This is a genomic window from Pseudoalteromonas sp. SR45-6, assembly GCF_014163545.1.
Lineage (GTDB): Bacteria > Pseudomonadota > Gammaproteobacteria > Enterobacterales > Alteromonadaceae > Pseudoalteromonas > Pseudoalteromonas rhizosphaerae.
Genome location: NZ_JACJDM010000023.1, coordinates 45,598 through 66,182, shown reverse-complemented (window position 1 = coordinate 66,182; position 20,585 = coordinate 45,598). Strand labels below are relative to the sequence as shown.

Annotated in this window: 14 protein-coding genes; 8 read left to right on the top strand and 6 right to left on the bottom strand. The window is 39.7% G+C overall.

Features of this window, described 5'->3' with window-relative positions:
* A partial coding sequence (locus tag H5158_RS11680) for a flavohemoglobin expression-modulating QEGLA motif protein (protein WP_182740068.1) occupies positions 1-1,191 on the top strand: 1,191 nt, incomplete at its 5' end.
* Between the two features lie 147 nt (positions 1,192-1,338).
* Here H5158_RS11680 and H5158_RS11675 read toward each other — a convergent pair.
* Genes H5158_RS11675 through H5158_RS11660 form a run of 4 tightly spaced genes read right to left on the bottom strand, consistent with a single transcriptional unit; the run spans position 1,339 to position 5,974 of the window.
* Entirely contained in the window at positions 1,339-2,142 is an 804-nt protein-coding gene (locus H5158_RS11675) for a DUF1338 domain-containing protein (protein WP_149980151.1), read from the bottom strand.
* Between the two features lie 47 nt (positions 2,143-2,189).
* Positions 2,190-3,671 (bottom strand): succinylglutamate-semialdehyde dehydrogenase, encoded by a 1,482-nt coding sequence (astD, locus tag H5158_RS11670; RefSeq protein ID WP_182718638.1) that lies wholly within the window; start codon positions 3,669-3,671, stop codon positions 2,190-2,192.
* An 18-nt stretch (positions 3,672-3,689) separates the two neighbouring features.
* The gene (astA, locus tag H5158_RS11665) at positions 3,690-4,724 is read right to left on the bottom strand and encodes an arginine N-succinyltransferase (RefSeq protein ID WP_149980153.1); all 1,035 of its coding nucleotides are present in this window, start codon (positions 4,722-4,724) and stop codon (positions 3,690-3,692) included.
* 44 nt (positions 4,725-4,768) lie between these two features.
* The gene (locus H5158_RS11660) at positions 4,769-5,974 is read right to left on the bottom strand and encodes an aspartate aminotransferase family protein (RefSeq protein WP_182740067.1); all 1,206 of its coding nucleotides are present in this window, start codon (positions 5,972-5,974) and stop codon (positions 4,769-4,771) included.
* Between the two features lie 205 nt (positions 5,975-6,179).
* Here H5158_RS11660 and H5158_RS11655 point away from each other — a divergent pair, with 205 nt between their 5' ends.
* Positions 6,180-6,608: an Lrp/AsnC family transcriptional regulator gene (locus tag H5158_RS11655; protein ID WP_145235943.1), complete on the top strand. Its 429-nt coding sequence runs from the start codon at positions 6,180-6,182 to the stop codon at positions 6,606-6,608.
* Between the two features lie 266 nt (positions 6,609-6,874).
* Entirely contained in the window at positions 6,875-7,900 is a 1,026-nt protein-coding gene (locus tag H5158_RS11650) for a GGDEF domain-containing protein (RefSeq protein WP_182740066.1), read from the top strand.
* Here the strand turns inward: H5158_RS11650 and H5158_RS11645 are convergent.
* Both H5158_RS11645 and H5158_RS11640 read right to left on the bottom strand, forming a co-directional pair.
* Complete coding sequence (locus H5158_RS11645; RefSeq protein ID WP_182718640.1) at positions 7,897-8,820, bottom strand: hypothetical protein; 924 nt, start codon at positions 8,818-8,820, stop codon at positions 7,897-7,899. The genes H5158_RS11650 and H5158_RS11645 overlap by 4 nt on opposite strands.
* A 91-nt stretch (positions 8,821-8,911) precedes the next feature.
* Complete coding sequence (locus tag H5158_RS11640; RefSeq protein ID WP_182740065.1) at positions 8,912-10,825, bottom strand: bifunctional diguanylate cyclase/phosphodiesterase; 1,914 nt, start codon at positions 10,823-10,825, stop codon at positions 8,912-8,914.
* A gap of 650 nt (positions 10,826-11,475) precedes the next feature.
* Here H5158_RS11640 and H5158_RS11635 point away from each other — a divergent pair.
* From H5158_RS11635 to H5158_RS11615, 5 genes are read left to right on the top strand one after another with little or no spacing between them, the layout of a single operon-like run.
* Positions 11,476-11,775: an isoamylase early set domain-containing protein gene (locus H5158_RS11635; RefSeq protein ID WP_182718642.1), complete on the top strand. Its 300-nt coding sequence runs from the start codon at positions 11,476-11,478 to the stop codon at positions 11,773-11,775.
* Positions 11,776-11,785: 10 nt separating this feature from the next.
* Positions 11,786-13,783: a 4-alpha-glucanotransferase gene (gene malQ, locus H5158_RS11630; protein WP_182740064.1), complete on the top strand. Its 1,998-nt coding sequence runs from the start codon at positions 11,786-11,788 to the stop codon at positions 13,781-13,783.
* Entirely contained in the window at positions 13,784-16,012 is a 2,229-nt protein-coding gene (gene glgB / locus H5158_RS11625; protein WP_182718644.1) for a 1,4-alpha-glucan branching protein GlgB, read from the top strand.
* Complete coding sequence (glgX, locus tag H5158_RS11620) at positions 15,996-18,056, top strand: glycogen debranching protein GlgX (RefSeq protein ID WP_182740063.1); 2,061 nt, start codon at positions 15,996-15,998, stop codon at positions 18,054-18,056. Before glgB ends, glgX begins: the two co-directional genes overlap by 17 nt.
* Positions 18,046-20,571 carry a glycogen/starch/alpha-glucan phosphorylase gene (locus H5158_RS11615; protein ID WP_182740062.1) on the top strand — a complete coding sequence of 842 codons (2,526 nt, stop codon included), beginning with the start codon at positions 18,046-18,048 and terminating at the stop codon, positions 20,569-20,571. The genes glgX and H5158_RS11615 overlap by 11 nt, the downstream gene beginning before the upstream one ends.
* Positions 20,572-20,585: the final 14 nt, after the last annotated feature.

Genomic DNA, 20,585 nt, shown 5'->3' with positions numbered 1-20,585 from the left:
AATTGGGATAAAAGCATAAAAGAAGAGTTTTTTAGACAAAAATGTCAAAAAAATCCACTGGTTGATAAAGCCTATTATCAGCAACGGGATCTAGGTTTTGTACCTAGCGAGCTACGCCAAGCATTTTCTGATCTAAACCGTAATATCATTAGCCAGCTTGGGCAACTCAATCCTATCGCTCAATATATGAGTAAAATGTGCAGCGAGTACAAAACAGTATTGAGTATGCTTGAATACCGTGGCACTGCTGAATTTCATGATTTATCTGTAGAGTTGTTTGGTCATCCAAAAGATTTATTTCATGCCGGTGAGCCATCGTTATCAGAGCTTGCAAATATGCTTGAGTTACCGCTCAAAAATCTATTGGCGGCCGATATTTTACCAGATGATCCTAAAAATATAGATGCTGATGAAGCCGTTCGAATTCTTGCTGAACAAGTACGTTTAAGCATGCCAGGTATCGATGTTGAAGTGGTTATTAGTGATGGGATCGTCAGTGATGCAGCTGCTGGTGCTAATAATATTAAGCTAAATCAAGACGTAAAGTTTTCTCAACGTGAGCTTGATATTTTAGAAGTACATGAGGGCTGGATCCACGTCGGTACAACCCAAAATGGTTTAGCTCAGCCATACTTAACCTGTTTAAGTAAAGGCACGCCAAGTTCAACAGTGACACAAGAAGGGCTGGCGGTACTAACCGAAATCATCACCCTTAAATCAACCCCTCGTCGTTTAGCGAAGTTAGTAAATCGTATTCAAGCGGTGACCAAGGTAATTGATGGGGCTGAGTTTGTTGATATATATCGTGATTATGTTGCTCAAGGCTTGAGTAAAGATGAGAGCTATACATTGGCCCAGCGAGTATTTCGTGGCAGTACCGCAACAGGCTTGCCATTTACTAAAGATATCGCTTATATCAAAGGGTTTGTATTGGTTTACAATTTAATTCGGGTTGCGATACAACTTGGTCGCATCGATCAATTACCTTTGCTGTTAGTGGGTAAAATCTCGATTGATGACTTTAGACTAATATCACAATTACATGATTTAGGTGTAATTGAAGACCCTAAGTTTGTTCCACCACATTTTAAAGATTTACGCGGTTTAGCAACGTGGCTTAGTTTTGGCCGTTTTATTGGTGATTTGTCATTTGAACAGTTAGAAAACGACTATAAACCACTATTTATATAGTGACTCATAATCCTAGTATAAAAACAATAAAAACGCAGTTGTAATGAACAACTGCGTTTTTTCTATCGTACAGCTAAGTACTTTATTAAATCAGCCAGTAAGTACCCAGCTGTAAACACATGCACTTATGATCTGAATCTAGATTTATTAACGTGCATTGGTGCTTTCAAAAATTTTATCGGCCGATGCAGCAACGAAACCGGTATATAGTTCACCATCAGGTTTCGCATAACGCAGGGCAAACTCATAAAAACAACTAGGTACGCTCATCGTCGTGTCACTAAACTCTACGGCAAAGTCATCGGCAAGGGTTGATGATTGCTCAAGTAATACCTCAGGTGAGCCTTTTACTTCACCGCCTGAAATATTAAGGGCAAAACCGGCATCTTTAAGCGCTTGGTTAACGTCTTCAATTTTATCAAATTTGGCAAGTTCATTAATGTTCACGGTGAAATGATTAGCACGGTAACCCCATGCTGACATCCATGCTGCATATTCGCTTTCAGCGAGTAACTGTTTATAAGTTTCAGAGCTTACTTGCCAATGGGTGCCTGAGTATAAGAAGTTTTCTGCGGTTACGGCATCTGCATCTATGCTGGCAACCAGCTCATTAACGATGGCTTGCAGTTGCTCAGAACATTGCTCTACAAGTAATTCAGAAATAAATACTTTTGGTTGCTTTGGATCGCTATGCTCATAATGTTTAGCATACAATTTTTTAGCTTCAAAATGATATTCACCACATTCTTTATAACCGACGGCTAAGAAATGGGCGGCTAACTTTTCCAGACCAATTTTTTCATGATTGAAAGTGCGTAGTGCAATATGGTCGTTGATCACATCATCTTGTTGTGTCGAGCCTAGTAGCTCATGAACTTTTACAGCTGACGGTGTTACCGCTAGGTAGTTTTGCCATAAGTTGTCAAAAAGGGCATTTACATCTGTGTGCATTTTTAATTCCTTAATTTAATTTCTGCAGCCGTTAAGCTGCAGACTGATTATTCAATAATTAAGCCCGGCGCAAGGGTACTTGGTAAACTAACGCTTGGTGCTTCAACAGAGGCTACTGGGTATGAGCAGTAATCTGCGGCGTAATAGGCGCTCGCTCTGTGGTTACCACTGGCACCAATACCACCAAATGGCGCGGCACTTGATGCACCGGTAATTGGGCGATTCCAGTTAACAATACCGGCGCGAATGTGCTTTAAGAAGTGCTCATAATCTTCACTTGAGTCACTTAAAAGCCCAGCCGATAAACCAAATGAGGTATTGTTCGCTTCCACAATTGCACTGTCAAAGTCGCTATAGCGATAAATTTTAATTAATGGGCCAAAGTGTTCTTCATCTGCGATGCTGGCCACATTTGTTACATCGATAATACCAGGGCTTACAAAACCGGTGCCTGGTTTTAAGTGTTTTAGTTCAACTAAAGGTTCAGCTCCCATATCAATCAATTGTTGCTGAGCGGCGACCATCCCAAGCGCGGCTTTTTCGCTGATCATAGCCCCCATGAAAGGTTGTTCTTCGCTAAAGCTGTCTGCAACTTTAATACTTTTAGTTGCGGTGATCAGCTTTTCTAAAATAGCATTACCATTAGCTGTATTTGCAATAAATACCCGACGGGCGCACGTACAGCGCTGACCAGAAGTTATAAAGCCGGATTGGATAATGTCATGCACGGCAGCATTTACGTCAGCCACATCTTTAATTATGAGCGGGTTATTTCCCCCCATTTCTAGCGCTAAAATTTTACCTGGATGTCCAGCAAACTGCTTATGTAATAAATGACCTGTGTTTGAGCTGCCAGTAAAAAACAAGCCATCGGTATCTTGGTGACTAGCAAGTGCAATACCGGTGTCAACTTCACCCTGAACAAGGTTGATCACCCCAGCTGGCAGGCCTGCTTTTAACCATAACTCAAGTGTGTATTGAGCAACAAGAGGGGTTAGCTCTGATGGTTTAAAAACGACGGTATTACCCGCTAAAATTGCCGGCACAATATGACCATTAGGGAGGTGGCCTGGGAAATTATAAGGGCCAAAAATAGCCACTACGCCATGCGGCTTATGACGAATAAAAGCTTTAGCGCCGGGCATTGGATTTTCAGTAGTGCCTGTTCGTTCATTATGAGCTTTTATTGAGATCGCCACTTTGCCTGTCATAGCACCCACTTCGGTGCGTGTTTCCCATAGTGGTTTACCTGTTTCGCGGGCAATGATAGTCGCAAACTCTTCGCTATTTTCTTTTAGCTGGCTGACAAAACGCTCAAGAACCGCAATACGCTCTGTAATTGGGGTATTTGCCCATGTAATGTGTGCCTGACGAGCTGATTTAATCGCTGCGTCTACTTGTTCTTTACTTGCCGCTTTACCTTGCCAAACAATATCACCGTTACTTGGGTTTATTGAACTGAAATCATGACCTAAGCCAGTTTGCCATTGGTTATTGATTAGTTGGCTGTTGTGCGTATTAACGCTCATAGAAACTCCTACAGAGGTTTACAGACGGAAAAACCGCGCTGCATCTCCTTGTTTTAATTTAAGTGCTTTTGCAACTTCACTACTAATAATCAAGGTATGTTTAGCATGATTATAATGTGCATGTTTTGTGAAAGTGGCTCTGAAGTCATTCACGCCTTGATTACAAATAGCTAAGGTGTCGGAACTTTGTTGATTAATATGATCAAGTTCACCTATGGTAATAGGGCATACTTGAGATTCACGGATGCTACGTATATTGCCAAGTTTGGCTTCAACTGTTGGCCCAGCATCAAATAAATCAACGTAACCTCGATGCTCAAAACCTTCTTTTTCAAGCAATTTTAGTGCAGGTTTAGTGTGCTCGTGTACTTTACCAATTACAGCTTGCGCTTTTTTGCTTAACAGGTTGGCGTAAATAGGGTACTTGGGCATTAATTCACTAATAAATACTTTATCGCCTAAGCCGACTAAATGATCGGCTAGTGGGAATTCAATACTGAAAAAATGTTCTTCAAGCCATTGCCAAAATGGAGAATGGCCGTTTTCGTCACTAACGCCACGCATTTCTGCAATGATGGTATCGGCAAAACGCTCACTGTGTTGAGCCATAAACAAAAAGCGTGAACGCGATAAGAAACGTCCTGTTAGCCCTTTGCGGCTATCTTCACGTAAAAACAGTGTGCATATCTCTGAGCAGCCGGTGTAATCATTACACATACTGAGAATATCAACGGTGTTATATACGTTAAGAGTGCGAGAATGATGAACCGTTTTACCTAAATGATAGTGATACAAAGGAACGTTCATACCGACCGCCGCTTCAATCGCGGTAGTGCCGACTACTTGACCTGTTTCACTGTCTTCTAATACAAATAGGTAGCCCTCGTCTTGAGGCTTATTAATGTTTTTTGCAAAGCTCCTTTCTGCTCGTTCAATTTTCTCTAGCAACAAGGCATCATCAACAGGTAATGATGTAAAACCATGGCCTGACTCTATTGCTATTTGTTTTAGTGAGTCAAAATCATTTGCGGTTATAGGACGTAATACTTGCATTTAAAAGTGCTCCATTAACGCCCTAAACAGGGCGTTAAATTAGGTTAACCGTTTACAACGTCTGCTACGGCTTTTTCAAAGCGCGCTAGACCTTCTTTAATGTCCTCAAGTGGGATCACCAGTGAAGGCGTAAAACGAATAACATCAGTACCAGCAACTAAGCTCATTAGTCCTTGTTGAGTACTTGCTACCAAGAAGTCGCGAGCGCGCCCTTCAAACTTGCTGTTTAGTACGGCGCCTAATAATAGACCTTTACCGCGTACTTCACTAAATACGTCGTATTTTGCGTTGATCGCTGCAAAACCATCACGGAAAAGCTGTTCACGCTGTTTAACGCCGCTTAGCACTTGTTCGGTATTCACGGTATCAAATGCCGCTTCTGCCACTGCACACGCTAACGGGTTACCGCCATAGGTTGAACCATGCGTGCCCACTTTAAGATGTGCTGCAATATCAGTCGTGGTGATCATCGCACCAATAGGGAAACCGCCACCTAACGCTTTTGCTGTTGTTAAAATATCTGGTGTCACGCCTAATTCTTGGTATGCGTATAGTGAGCCTGTACGGCCTACACCCGTTTGTACTTCATCAAAAATAAGCAATGCATTGTGTTTATCACACAAAGCACGCACACCTTTGATAAATTCATTATTTGCAGAGATAATGCCGCCTTCACCTTGCAGAGGTTCCATCATTACGGCACAGGTTTTATCGCTGATCAGTGCTTCAAAAGCTGCTAAATCATTGTAGTCACAATGATCAATTGCGGCTGGTTTAGGACCAAAACCGTCAGAATATGCGGTTTGGCCACCCACAGTTACGGTAAAAAAGGTACGACCATGAAAGCCTTTGTTAAATGCGATTATTTGGCTTTTATCAGCACCATGTACATCCAATGCGAAACGACGCGCGAGTTTTAGCGCTGCTTCATTTGCTTCTGCGCCTGAGTTTGCAAAGTAAACTTTGTCTGCAAATGTTGCGTCGGTGATTTTTTTAGCTAATCGAAGTGCTGGCTCATTAGTCATGACATTGGATAAGTGCCAGATTTTTTCGCCTTGCTCTTTTAACGCATTAACAAGGGCCGGGTGACAGTGGCCTAAACAGTTGACCGCAATACCGCCAGCAAAGTCGATATATTCTTTATCGTTTTGATCCCAAACACGAGAACCTTGGCCACGCACCGGAATAACCTCTGATGGGTTATAGTTAGGGACCATTACGTCGTTGAATAATTCTCTTGTTACTTGCATTTGTTACACCTAATTCTGACTTAATATGAAAAAAAACAAATTGCATTTGATGGGTTAATCAAGCCGTTATTACCCTGCAATAATGTGCTTTAATGATTTTTCTTATTTACTACCGCTATTATCTGAGTTCAAAGCTTAAATTTGCAGTGCTATTTTGTGAAAAATGATTAAAATAAAACACAAAATGACGAGGTTAATAATCAATATGATAACTATACAAGACGAAAAGCTACTTTCTATACTTCGCACGAATGCCAGAGCGAGTATTTCTGATCTTGCCAGGGCACTTAACTTATCGCGCTCAACTGTACAAAGTAGGATGTTAAAGCTAGAAGAAACTGGGGTGATAAAGGGCTACAGTGTTGACTATGGCGATGCGTACTTAAGTGCCATGGTATCGGCCCATGTATCAATTAAGGTAAAGCAAAAACTAACCACTAAAACTAACCTTGAACTCAAGCAGATTGATGCTATTTCACAATTGTATGCTATTAGTGGTGAGTTTGATTTGATAGCCGTTGTACAAGCACAAAATTTAGAAAAACTCAGCCATTTACTCGATGACATTGGTAACTTAGATGGGGTTGAACGTACAACTTCCTCTGTTATTTTAGAAACAAAGTTTAAACGCTAAATTGACCACAAATACAGAATGTCATACTTTATATATATTATTTTTTGCTGCGTAGCGTATTGAGGTTAAATTATTTTCTATCTTTACGACTAAACAAAACAGTATTTACGCACTACACTTACGACTAGCGCTGGGTTTTTTACTCGTTAATGTAATTATGCTCCCTAATTTTATTGGCGTTTTTATTTGGTTTATATTTTCTAGAACTTATGTTCGGGTAATTAATCGTAATTAAGAATCTTCAGTTATTTGAATATAGGATCCCTATGGAAGAAAACTTATTAAATTCTGTTATTAAAATAACTAAAAACCGTGATGTAGATTCATTAGAATATAGCTTGATCTCGACGATCCAAGAATTTGTTGGTTGTACAGAAATTGTAGTTTATAAGGATTTAGACGTACACACTGATTTAACGATTGAGCGCAGCATATCGTTAAAAGTAATTAATGGTAATCAGTTTGAATGGGCACAACGTAAAGTAGTCGATTCACCAGAGCCAGAACTGTTGTCATGTTTGCGCTCAGCATGCATTATTACTGTACAATCAGCGGATGGCATTGAGAAGCGTTGGTTACCAATTTCTTTGCAAGATAAGCCGATAGGCGCTATTGCGGTTGTATGTAAAGATTTAAAAAGTGCGGATCAAGTGTTGCTTAATGCCTTTTGCCGTATCTATGAAAATTATTTATTTATCTTGCATGAAAATGAACGGGATCAACTCACAGGTCTGTTAAATAGACAAACATTTGATAAAAAAATAAAGCAGCTAATTGAAAAGCAAGTAATAAAACAGCATAAAACAGCAAAAATGGATAACAATCGCAAGCGTAGGCTCAGCTCAACATCTTGGCTGGCAATGCTTGATATTGATCACTTTAAAAAAATAAACGACAGCTTTGGTCATGTTTGTGGTGATGAAGTTTTATTGCTGCTTGCACAAAAAATGCGCCACTTTCTACGCTCAACCGATTTGATTTTTCGCTTTGGTGGAGAGGAATTTGTGATCGTGTTTGAACCCACCAATTTTGAGTCGATTGAAAAGAAAATGAATGAGTTTATGGAGATGATCAGAGAAACTCATTTTCCATTTGTTGAAAATATGACCGTTAGTATTGGCATGTGTCGCATCAGCCCTTACGACTTTCCTATTAATGTGTTAGAAAATGCGGACAAGGCACTTTATTACGCAAAGGAAAATGGTCGCAATAGGCTGTGTTTTTATGAACAGTTAATGGAGAACAACTTGATTGACTCAAATGATAAAAGCACGGATATAGATTTATTTTAATCTGACGCCTTTGGTATTTTCTTAATGATAGTTTTTGTTACTTCATCAAGTTTAATGACATAAGCGTTACCGCCAATTCCTTTAAATTCTTCATCGGTAAATACAATGGTATTTTCATCATAGAAAGTAATCGCTTCTTTTTGAGTCACAATCCCCAAATCTATTCGTGATACGTCCCCTGAGAAAAACTTATCACCAGTAAAGTTTTCAAATAACCAAATGCTTGTTGAATCTAATAATACTAACTTTGTACGATCGGGGCTCAGTGCTGCAGAGGTTATCCAGCAAAGCTTTTCCATTGTTGTACAGGTTTTAAATGAATCTATTAACTGCGCATCAAAATTAGCTGCATGATCGCCAACTTTATAAACATTAGTAATGCCATCAAACGGCTCAGTACGGTTTTTAGTAAACAAATATAAGTGACGGCCAAAGGCAACAAATGCTTCTAGATCAAAGTTTCGCTTATCTGGTGTGATAGGGCTACCGTCAAGTTCTGGATAAGTAAACTTGATAATTTCAGCTTCGGTGGTATCAGTTTTGATGTCGATGGGATTTTCTATTTTATAAATAGTGAGCCACTTACGTTCTTGTTTATTATTACCAAAGTCACCTAAAAAGAAGTGCCCAAAGTCATTCTGAGTCATATCTTCCCAATCAATGTTTTTCGCATTAGTAACAAGGACCTCTTTGGCGATAGAGCCATCTTCGTTGAGGCGATAAAGTTTTGGATCATCACCGCTGTCATTTATTGCCCACAAGCGCTTGAATTTATCAAATTCGATCCCCGATATTTCTTTGAGTTTAGGATCAACACTGAGTTTCTTTTTGCTGTATAAGGTATAAATTGAAATGCTGGTAAGTACAATACTCACCAAAATGATGATTGAGATTAATGAATAAATACTTTTTTTAAGCATGGAGGAAGTAGAATCTGATACTAAGTTATTGAGTATTATTATCTATTTTAAGGTGAATTTCCATGCCAATAAGACTATAAATGAATAATCGTTAAGTTTCGAGGCTCCATACGCCAGTGCCTGTCGCCGCGATATGATTAACATTTCCTTGTAGTACTTTGCTGCCAACATTCACAGATGACTGCGGACGACTGACCAAATACCCTTGCACGCAGCTAATACCCATACGCTTCACTAATTCAAACTGGGCGATTTCTTCCACCCCTTCAGCAACGATTTTAAGGCCGAGCTTCGAGCCTAACTCACTGATTGAATTTAATATTTCATTATACTTCGGGTTTTCATTAGCTTGGGCTATGAATAATCTATCAATTTTGATCACATCAATAGGTAGATCAGCTAAGGTGCTTAAAGAACTAAAACCGGTACCAAAGTCATCAATTGCGATAGTGACGCCTTCTTTTCGTAATTTTTCTAATTCATTAATAATAGTGTGACTTGCGGTGATCAATGTTGATTCGGTGATCTCTAACATCAAAGAAGTAGGCGGGAGACCCGTTTTTGCGAGTTTTTTCATTACCCATTCGTGAATAGGGCGATGTTTGAGTTGAATGCCTGAGACATTAACTGAGATTTTAACTTTGCGCATACCAGCATTATGCCAAGCTGCCATTTGTCGACATGACTCTAGCATTATCCAATCACCAAGCTCTAATATAAGGTTTGATTCTTCGGCAATCGGAATAAACTCTACTGGAGAAATAGCCCCTTCAACAGGATGATCCCAGCGCACTAATGCTTCGAAGTAATCGATGGCGCAATCTTCAACATGCACAATAGGCTGAAATGATAAATGAAAATTATGACACGCAATCGCTAAACGCAGCTCTTCGAGTAAGTAGTGGTAGCGACGCATTTTATTGCCCATTTCTGGCGAATAGACTTTAAAAATACCACGTCCATCGGTTTTAGCACGATACATAGCCACATCCGCCATTTGCAACAAAGCATGGGGAGTTGATGCACTCTCAGGATAAACCGCAATACCGACACTGGCACTGATCTTAATTAGTTTATTGCCTAGTACAAAGTCTCGCTCTATTTCGTTTAATACATGCTGTGCAACATCCAAACTTTTAGAACTGGAATCAATGTTATTAATAAAAATAGAGAATTCATCGCCCCCTAAACGTGCTAGATTTTGCTCTAGCAGACTGGTGGGATTGATATCATTAAGCTTGTGATGGCGTAATACGCTTGCGAGGCGTTCGGCTACTTGAATCAATACTTCATCACCAAAACTGTGACCAAAAGAGTCATTTACTTGCTTAAAACCATCTAAATCAATAAATAACAAGGCACAGTGAATGTTTGTGAGTTCAGCACCACTGAGTTGACGGTCTAAGTGCTCAATATAAGCGTGACGGTCAATTAACAAGGTCAATTTATCTTGGCAAATACTGGTTTGAGTTTCACGAGCATAATTGGCTACATGGCTGGTTAAGGCATTAATTGCTTGGCTTAAGCGGGTAACTTCTGTTGCATGCTCAAGCTCAGGAAGTTGAATGTTAAATGACTCGATTACTTTTTTTGTTTGTGTATTAAGTTGTTCTATTAATTGTTTTTCGCGTTTAATGTTTAATTGCTTACCAAAATACCACGTTAAAAATAAACCTATTAAAATCAATAAAATAAAGTTTATGGGTGACAAAATAGTGGCATTGAGCATTGATGATACTTGGGCAGTAATAAATTGTGCGTCTGTTGCTTTAATAAGTAAATAATCCGTACCATCTTTGCGAACAATATAATGGCCATTTAATATAGGATTATACCAAGAGGGCATCGTTAGTTGGGTGGTAGCAGTATCAAAAGCGCGAGTGGCAATACTAGATTGTTGCGGGTTAATGGTATTGACTTGCTTGGTCAATAAAATATTCATGCCGTAGCAAAAAATAAACATAGCAATAAAGGCAATACTGAGTAAGCGAAAAAATTTAGTCATTCCATTAAACCATTTTATCCCAATTATATGAGTTTTTTATTAGGTATTACATAATTTTATCAGTATATAGTTTGTCAGAGTCACTGACAAAACATTTCTTTTACAATAGTCTTGTAAAAGCAACCCTTTTCCTGTTAAGTGTTATTTTATCGATGTTTGCCGAACTTTTACTCAATTTAATCATTAAATAAATTCACTTTACCAGCGGTTATTTGTTAACTACTTTAAAGGTCATAATTCAGACCTTGATTAAACTTGGTTTAGTTCTTGCTCTCATTTAATTGGTGATAATGAGGTGAGTGTTTTGTGTTTTATTTGCACATATTTGGTGCGATATTTTTTTAATTGCACTGTCATAAAGCATAAATATAACTTTGTTTAACTAGGGTGTGTTTATTTTTCGAGGTTACTTTTACTGCAGTATGTTTGATTGTTAGGCAAATCAGAGCACATAGTAGTGTTTTATCTACATAGATTGTGCGATAACGTAGCATAACGACCAAGCGCAGTCTGAAAGTTGAACAAATTTCAAGCTTGAAAAGTTACACGCCCTAATAAAAATACATTTTACAGCCCTGCGTATGTTGAGTAGTTGAACGCACTTCTGTGGCAAGGATTAATTGACCTTAAGGTTTAGTTTGGAGCCCACTATGTTAAGTAAACGATTTTTTAAAACTAAAAATGAAGCTGAAGTTACATTTGAATTTCAGCATCCTCAGGCTGAGCAAGTTCAGTTAGTTGGTGAATTTACTGATTGGCAACCTGTTACTATGAAGTTTAATAAAAAAGAGCAATGTTTTAAGTTAAAACAGCGCTTACCGAACGATCAACAGTTTCATTTTCGATATTTAGTTAATGGTACTATTTGGGATAATGATCACCATGCTGATGGATACATAGCAAACAGCTTTGGTACAGAAAATAGTATAGTCAATACACAACGTATTTAAGGCGCGGTAAATGGAGTCTCTTTCACAGCTTTTTTATCTACATGGTATTGGCTATGAATACACCAAATATACCGGTGAACACGTGGTTTTTAGCGATGCAACCCGCAGTGCGGCACTCAGTTGTTGTGGTGTTGATGTTACAGATCACGCTCAAATAGCGCATTTAAATATCAGCTTAGATGCCAATAAGTGGCTGCAACTAGTACCAGAGTGTAGTTTGGTATGTGCTGAACAACCAGCCGTTAAAGTGCGTATTGATAGGCGTATGCTAGGGCAACAATGTACCGTATCATTTGCACAGCTTGATTTGCCCAGCATTACTCACCAATTAGCTGATTTGCAATGCAGTGGCGATTATTTATTTAACGACGTCACTTATTTAGAGCTTATTTTTCCGCTTCCATTATTGCCAATTGGTTATCATGATGCGCATATTAGCGTTGCAGGTTTAACGGCGACAACTCAACTGTGGGTGACACCTAAATATAGTTTCCAAGTGACAGATAAAAAGCAAAGCGGGCTTTCAATTCAACTTTATAGTTTAAAAAATAATGCAGCACTAGGGATAGGCGATTTTGCCGATTTATTATCGCTGACCGAGCAAGCAGCAAGTCATAAACTGGATTATATTTTACTCAATCCACTGCATTTATTATTTTCTGAGCAACCAGAGCGAGCAAGTCCCTACAGTCCAAATAATCGCGCGTTATTAAACCCACTCTATATATCAATTGATTTATGCGATGACAGCATTAATAACCCCGATATCACTGCGTATTTACAAAGCAGCTATGCGAGTGACTTTAAAAAGCGGACTCTGCAGTCGCAGTATATTAATTACAGTGCAGTGAGTGAATTCAAATACGCAGCCTTTAACTTGCTATACCAGCATTTTTGTATGCATGGGAGTGAGCACCGCAAACAACACTTCAGCGATTTTTGTCAACAGCATGGTTCGACACTTGCGACCTTAAAAGTTACTGACAGCGACTTTGCTTACTACTTGCAATGGCTAGCATATGTGCAATTAAAATTATGCCAAACTACCGCCCGAGAGCAGGGAATGAGTATTGGTTTGATCAATGATTTAGCGGTGGGTTGCGCCGGTGATGGCAGCGAGTTTCTCAATCAACAATCGTTGTTTACCGATTCTGCTTATGTAGGTGCACCGCCTGATCCATGGGCAGAGCATGGCCAGAACTGGGGATTGCCAGCATTGAATCCGATTAAGCTCAGCGATAATAATTTTAGCTACTACCGAGCATTGATCCGTGCCAATATGGAAAACGTTGGTGGCTTACGTATTGACCATGTTATGGCTATCCGCCGTTTATGGTGGTGTTTTGAGCATCAACAGCAACAAGATGGTTGCTATGTGTATTATCCATTTGAGCATTTATTAGCGGTACTGACAATAGAATCCCATTTGAATCAATGTATTGTCATTGGTGAAGATCTTGGGGTTGTTCCACCAGAGGTGAAAGCTGCACTTGCAGATAAAGCAATATTTTCAAATAGCTTATTCTATTTTGAAAAAGATTATCATGGTGAATTTTTAGCGGCTCAGTCATTTGCGCCACAATCATTGTTAATGGTTGCAAACCATGATGTACCGCCTTTCTTTGGTTGGTGGCAGGGGCTTGATCTTACTTTGAAATTAAAATATCAATTAATTGATGAACAACAGTTAACTCAACTGCATGCAGACCGAGAAATTGAAAAACAACGACTACTGCGTTTTCTGTCAGGATGTGCAGAGCACTCCTTGTTTGTGGACAGTACAGCAAGTGATGTTTATCAGGCGCTGACCTTAGGCTTGGCCGCTGCACCAGCGCGGTTATTTACTATTCAGCTCGATGATTTAGATGAGCAAACATTACCTGTAAACATTCCTGGAACGGATCAAGAATACCCTAATTGGCGTCGGGTATTAACGCATTCAAGTGAACAAATATTAACTCGTCACAGTGCATTTCTCAGTGCTATTAATTCCATAAGGACTAATTAAATGAACAGTATTGTTCGTAAAACCGCAAAGTCACAGCACTATGATCAACAAGTTAATGCTTTAAAGCGCGGCTGTTTTAAAGATCCGTTTAGTTTTTTAGGCGTACATGCAATTACTGACACGCACAGTGAAATACGCTGTTATATGCCCGGGGCAACAAAATTAACGATTAAACTGCCTCAGCAAATGATTGTTAGCATACGCTATGGTGATTCAGATTTATTTATAGCACAGCTTAGTAATCAAGATATTTCAGCTTATCAGCTAGTGGTAGATTACAGCGATTGTCAGGTTATTTGTGAAGATGTGTATAGTTTTGATAGCAGCCTAGATGATAGTGCAATGTACTTATTTAATGAAGGCACATTAGAGCATGCATATCGCCATCTTGGTGCCCACTTTATTGATTTTAAAGGTGTTGCAGGTGTGCGTTTTAGTGTTTGGGCACCTAATGCTAGCAGTGTTTCAGTTATTGGCGAATTTAATCACTGGCAGCAAAGCCAACACTTTATGCGTTTTAACCCTGCGTCTGGAGTCTGGGATTTATTTATTCCAGAGCTCAGTGAAGGTCAGTGTTATAAGTTCTCTATAACAACTCTCAGTGGCGAAGTGCTCGAAAAGGCTGATCCATTTGCATTTAAAATGCAGCAAGCACCAGGCACTGCTTCAGTACTTCAAACTCGGCCCACAGCAATTAAACTAACTGATAAAATGCAACGTCAGCGTGTTAAACGCAACGCGATTGATGCACCTATCTCTATCTATGAAGTGCATTTAGGTTCTTGGCAGCGAGAAGAGGGAGATCGTTATTTAACTTATCAAGAATTAGCACAGCGGTTAATTAATTATGTCACTGAGCAAGGCTTTACGCATATCCAACTTATGCCGATCAGTGAATTTCCATTTGATGGTTCTTGGGGGTATCAGCCAGTTGGCTTATTTGCACCAACGAGTCGGTTTGGCGGTTTGGATGATTTTCGTTATTTTGTAGAGCAATGCCACCAAGCTAACATTGGTTTACTCATTGATTGGGTTCCAGGCCACTTCCCAAGTGATCCACATGGCTTGCATCGTTTTGATGGCACACATTTATTTGAACATGCCGATGTGCGTCAAGGTTTCCATCCAGATTGGAATACCTATATCTACAACTATGATCGCCCAGAGGTTCGCAGCTTTTTAGTTGCTAATGCAATGTATTGGTTAGAAGAATTTGCCATTGATGGATTACGTGTCGATGCTGTTGCCTCAATGCTATACCTTGATTACAGTCGTGAAGATGGACAGTGGATCCCGAATAAGTTTGGCGGACGTGAGAATCTTGGTGCTATTGAGTGTTTAAAACAAGTTAACTTACGTTGTTATGCTAATAACCCCGGCATTATGATGGTAGCTGAAGAGTCAACGGCATGGCCTGGTGTTACCCGTCAGGTGAATCATGATGGCTTAGGGTTTGGTTACAAGTGGAATATGGGCTGGATGAACGACAGCCTTCACTATATGCAACGCGATCCTTTATATCGCCAACATCATCATCACGAATTAACTTTTTCGATGGTGTATGCCTATAGTGAAAATTATATTTTACCTTTAAGCCATGATGAAGTGGTGCACGGTAAAGGCTCATTAATTGAAAAAATGCCTGGTGATGATTGGCAAAAATTTGCAAATTTACGCGCGTATTATGCATTTATGTGGGCGCATCCAGGCAAAAAATTACTGTTCATGGGCGGTGAGATTGCCCAGCGTAGCGAGTGGAATCATGATCAATCAATTGATTGGCATTTACTTGAGCATCTATCGCATCAAGGTGTACAACGAACTATCGCGCAGCTCAATAAAGTATATCGCGATGTTCCAGCTTTACATCAGCTAGATACTGATCCGTCAGGTTTTAGCTGGATCGATAATCAAAATGCTCAACAAAGTATTTTTAGTTTTATTCGCTTTGCTAAGAAAGCCAGTAATTACGTGGTTGTGGTAAGTAACCTCACACCAACGGTTTATCATGATTATTGTATTGGTGTACCAAGCTCAGGTGAATTTGAAGTCATTTTAAATACCGATGACGAACAGCTATTTGGCTCTGGAGTACAAGTGTGTGGGCAATCAGCTAAAACAACCAGTACAGCAACTCCATGCCACGGGCATCAACATAGCATTAAACTCTCACTGCCAGCGCTTGCGACGGTTTATTTAAGAAGGGTGGCTGATGAGTTTATCGATTGAATTAAATAAAGGGCAAACTTTTCCGCTGGGAGCCAGTGTATTAACAAACGGTGTAAATTTTGCTGTTTATGCGCCATTGGCTAAACAGTTGTATGTGTGTTTATTTGATGCCAGTGGTCATACCGAAGTTTTAAAGTTAGCAATGAATAATAATGAAGGGGGGATATGGAGTTTACATATAACCCCACTGGCTATGGGCACTTTATATGGTTATCGCGCAGAAGGTGAATATCAACCTAAAAAAGGATTGTTTTTTAATAGCCAAAAATTGTTAATTGACCCCTATGCAAAAGATTTATTTGGTGAGTTTACCTGGAGTGAACGCCACTATGGGCAAATGCCTAAAGGTACTTTGAGTACGGTAAACAACGCCATTGATATCCCTAAATCTAAAGTCACACAGCTGCAGCCTTATCAAGGTAAAAAACCGAGCCATAGTTGGGGAGAAACGGTTATTTATGAATGTCACGTTAAAGGCGCCACAGCACGACATCCCTCTATTCCAAGTCAGCTACAAGGTACCTATTTGGGCTTGAGCCATCCCAGTTTTATAGAGCATTTACGTACACTTGGCGTAACCACTTTAGAATTGTTACCGGTACATAGCTTTATTAGCGAACAGTTTTTAACCGCCAAAGGCCTGCAAAACTACTGGGGTTACAATACATTAAATTTTTTTACACCAAATAAAGATTACTTAGTAACTGATGAAATTGGTGAATTTCAACAAATGGTTACTAAACTTCATCAAGCGGGTATTGAAGTGATTTTAGATGTGGTTTACAACCACACCGCAGAGGCTGGTAGCGACGGTCCTTTGTTATCTTGGCGCGGCCTAAATAACCCAGGTTATTACCGTAGTGTTAACGATAACCCTGAAGTTTATATCAATGACACTGGGTGTGGTAATACCTTAAATATAGACGACCCATTTAGCTTGAAAATGGTACTCGATAGCTTACGTTATTGGGTAGAAATAATGGGTGTTGATGGTTTTAGGTTTGATTTAGCAACTATTCTTGGACGGACGCCGCATGGCTTTAGCCAAACCCATAGTTTTTTACAAGCAATCAATCAAGATCCAGTGTTAAGCCAAGTGAAATTAATTGCTGAGCCTTGGGACATAGGCCCTGGTGGTTATCAATTGGGAGCATTTCCTGCGCCTTGGCGTGAGTGGAATGATAAATACCGTGATGTTGTTAGGCGCTTTTGGCAAGGGCAGCACAATATGCTGGCTGATCTTGCAAAACGTTTACATGGCTCTTTTGATTTGTTTGATCATAATCACCGTGGGCCATTAAATAGTATTAATTTTATAACCAGTCATGATGGCTTTACTTTAACCGATTTAGTGAGTTACGAACAAAAGCATAACGAAGCAAATGGTGAACAAAACCGCGATGGGCACAGTGCTAATTATTCGTTTAATTGCGGTGTTGAAGGCTTTACTGATGATTTAAAAGTTACCTCCATGCGGTTACAACAACAAAAAAACTTTTTACTTACCTTACTACTTTCCAAAGGGGTGCCTATGCTGTCATCAGGCAGTGAAATGGGGCACTCGCAAGGAGGGAATAACAATGCTTATTGTCAAAATAACCGCACTAGTTGGCTGGCATGGAAAGACTCGCAGCGTAGCCACAGCCTCATTCGTTTTATTGACGATGTATTGACCTTACGAAAGCAACACTGTGTGTTTAAACACAGTGTATTTTTACACGATAGCGATAAGCGATTTAGTGTTGATTGGTATACCGAGCAAAGCCAAGCCATGCAAGAAAGTGACTGGCATGATGGTTCAAAACAGTTTTTGATGTATAGCTTAAAAGATACACAACTAAATACGGCATTACTCATTATTTTGAATGCCAGTAATGTGGCAGTTAAATGTCAATTACCTACTAATCACGATTTATCGGTATGGCGTTTAGCGCTTAGCAGTGTTGATCAAGCAATGGTTAAAAATACAGAACAGTTTGAGGTTGCTGCACAAAGCAGTTGGGTTTTTACAGCCAATTTAGAGGACGAATGTAATGGCGAATAATGGTGAACAAATGTGTGTTGCTAAAGGTTGGCAAGATGCCCCTTTAATAGATGAAAGTACGCTTGAAGATGATTTATCACGCCATTTCTATTATACCCTTGGGCGCGATAAGGTCGGAAAGTCTCAACTGTATTTGTATAACGCACTAGCGTTGACAATTCGCGATCGATTAGTCGCTCGTTGTCGAGCAACAAAACAGCAAATGCACAGTGAAAAGCGTCGTAAAACGGCTTATATATCACTTGAGTTTTTAATGGGCCGAGCACTAGGTAATGCCATTTTAAATTTAGATTTAGAAGAGCAAGTCAAACTTGCACTTAATAATTATTGCGCTCACATTGAACATGTTGCGCAAGCAGAGCATGACGCTGGGTTAGGTAATGGTGGTTTAGGCCGCTTAGCTGCGTGTTTTCTAGATAGTTGTGCGAGTTTAGCATTACCTGTAACCGGTTATGGTATTCGTTATGAATACGGCATGTTTAACCAGTCAATCGAAAATGGCCATCAAATAGAGCAGCCTGATAATTGGTTACGTGAAGGGCATCCATGGGAGCTGAGCGCACCAGAGCAAGCCAAGCGTGTTAAGTTTTTTGGCCATGTTGAAAGTTATACTGATAAGAACGGACGCATTCATCGACAATGGTTAGACACTGAAGATGTATTAGCTGTCCCTTATGATGTGCCGATCCCTGGCTATAAAAATGACATAGTTAACACCCTCAGACTCTGGAAATCAGAAGCCACTGATGAGTTTGATTTAGGTGAGTTTAACGCCGGTAGTTACTCAGAAGCCGTCGCGCATAAAAACCTTGCCGAACAAATCACCATGGTACTTTATCCTAATGACAGCAGCGAAAATGGTAAAGAGCTACGTTTAAGGCAGCAATACTTTTTATCGTCGGCGAGCTTACAAGATATTGTTGGTCTATGGGTATCACAGCATGGTGAAAAGTTTAGTGATTTTGCTGATTTTCATGTTTTTCAACTTAATGACACCCACCCAAGTATTGCTGTTGCAGAGTTAATGCGATTGCTGATTGATGATTATGACTTGGATTGGGATGCTGCATGGCAGATCACCACAAAAACCATGGCGTATACCAATCATACGTTACTTCCAGAAGCGCTCGAAAAGTGGTCTGTGTCATTATTTGCGCGTTTATTACCGCGTATTCTTGAAATAATTTATGAAATAAATGCACGTTTTCTTGCTCAAGTTGCGTTGGCGTGGCCGGGGGATGTTGCAAAACAACAAGCGTTGTCTTTAATTGAAGAAGGCTCAGATCCACAAGTAAGAATGGCGTATTTAGCCATTGTTGGCAGTTTTTCAGTTAATGGCGTAGCAGCATTGCACACAGAATTACTTAAAGAAGGTTTGTTTAAAACTTTTTATGAATTGTGGCCTGAAAAATTCAACAATAAAACTAATGGTGTAACGCCAAGGCGGTGGATAGCTCATTGTAACCCCAAACTAACACAGTTGATTGGTGAAAAAATTGGTCAAGATTGGGTGAGGGATTTTGCGCAAATTAGCCAGCTGCGTCGCTATTATGATGATGTTAAATTCCATAAACAATGGCAAAGCGTCAAACTTGAAAACAAACAACGGCTAGTTGATTTAGTCAAAGAGCGTTGTGGTGTTGAATTTGACACTAGCATGCTATTTGATGTGCAAGTTAAACGAATTCATGAGTATAAGCGCCAATTACTGAATGTATTACACATAATTCACTTGTATGACCGGATCCGTCGTGGCGATACCGCCAATTTAGTGCCACGCTGTGTATTACTAGGAGGAAAAGCTGCACCGGGGTATTACATGGCTAAGCGCATTATTAAGCTAATTAATAATGTTGCAGATGTGATCAACAAAGATCCGCTTGCTCAGCCTTATTTACGGGTGGCATTTTTACCAAATTATAATGTTACAGCAATGGAAACGATTTGCCCCGCAACAGACTTGTCTGAACAAATTTCAACCGCAGGTAAAGAAGCATCTGGTACCGGTAATATGAAGTTTATGATGAATGGGGCGTTGACGATTGGCACTTTAGATGGTGCTAATATAGAAATTCGCGATGCAGTAGGGGCTGATAACTTCTTCTTATTCGGCGCACAAGCGGAACAAATTGAGGGAATAAAACAAAGCTACAACCCATTACACATTATTCATAATACGCCTGACTTACTAAGTGTTATGCAATTACTTGAAAGTGGGCACTTTAATTTATTCGAACCTGGTTTATTTGACGACATTATTGGTGCAATCAAAAGCCCACATGATCCTTGGTTGGTTGCCCACGATTTTGATAGTTTTGTACAAGCACAAAAGGCGGTTGAACACGCTTATCAAGATCAACAGCATTGGACGCAAATGAGTATTTTAAATACTGCGGCCAGTGGTACTTTTTCAAGTGATAGAACGATCAGCCAATACAGTGATGATATTTGGCATTTGGAAGCATTAACAACATCTAGTTCGGCCGACACAGCCGTAAGCAACAGCAAAGATTAATACGGAGATAAATT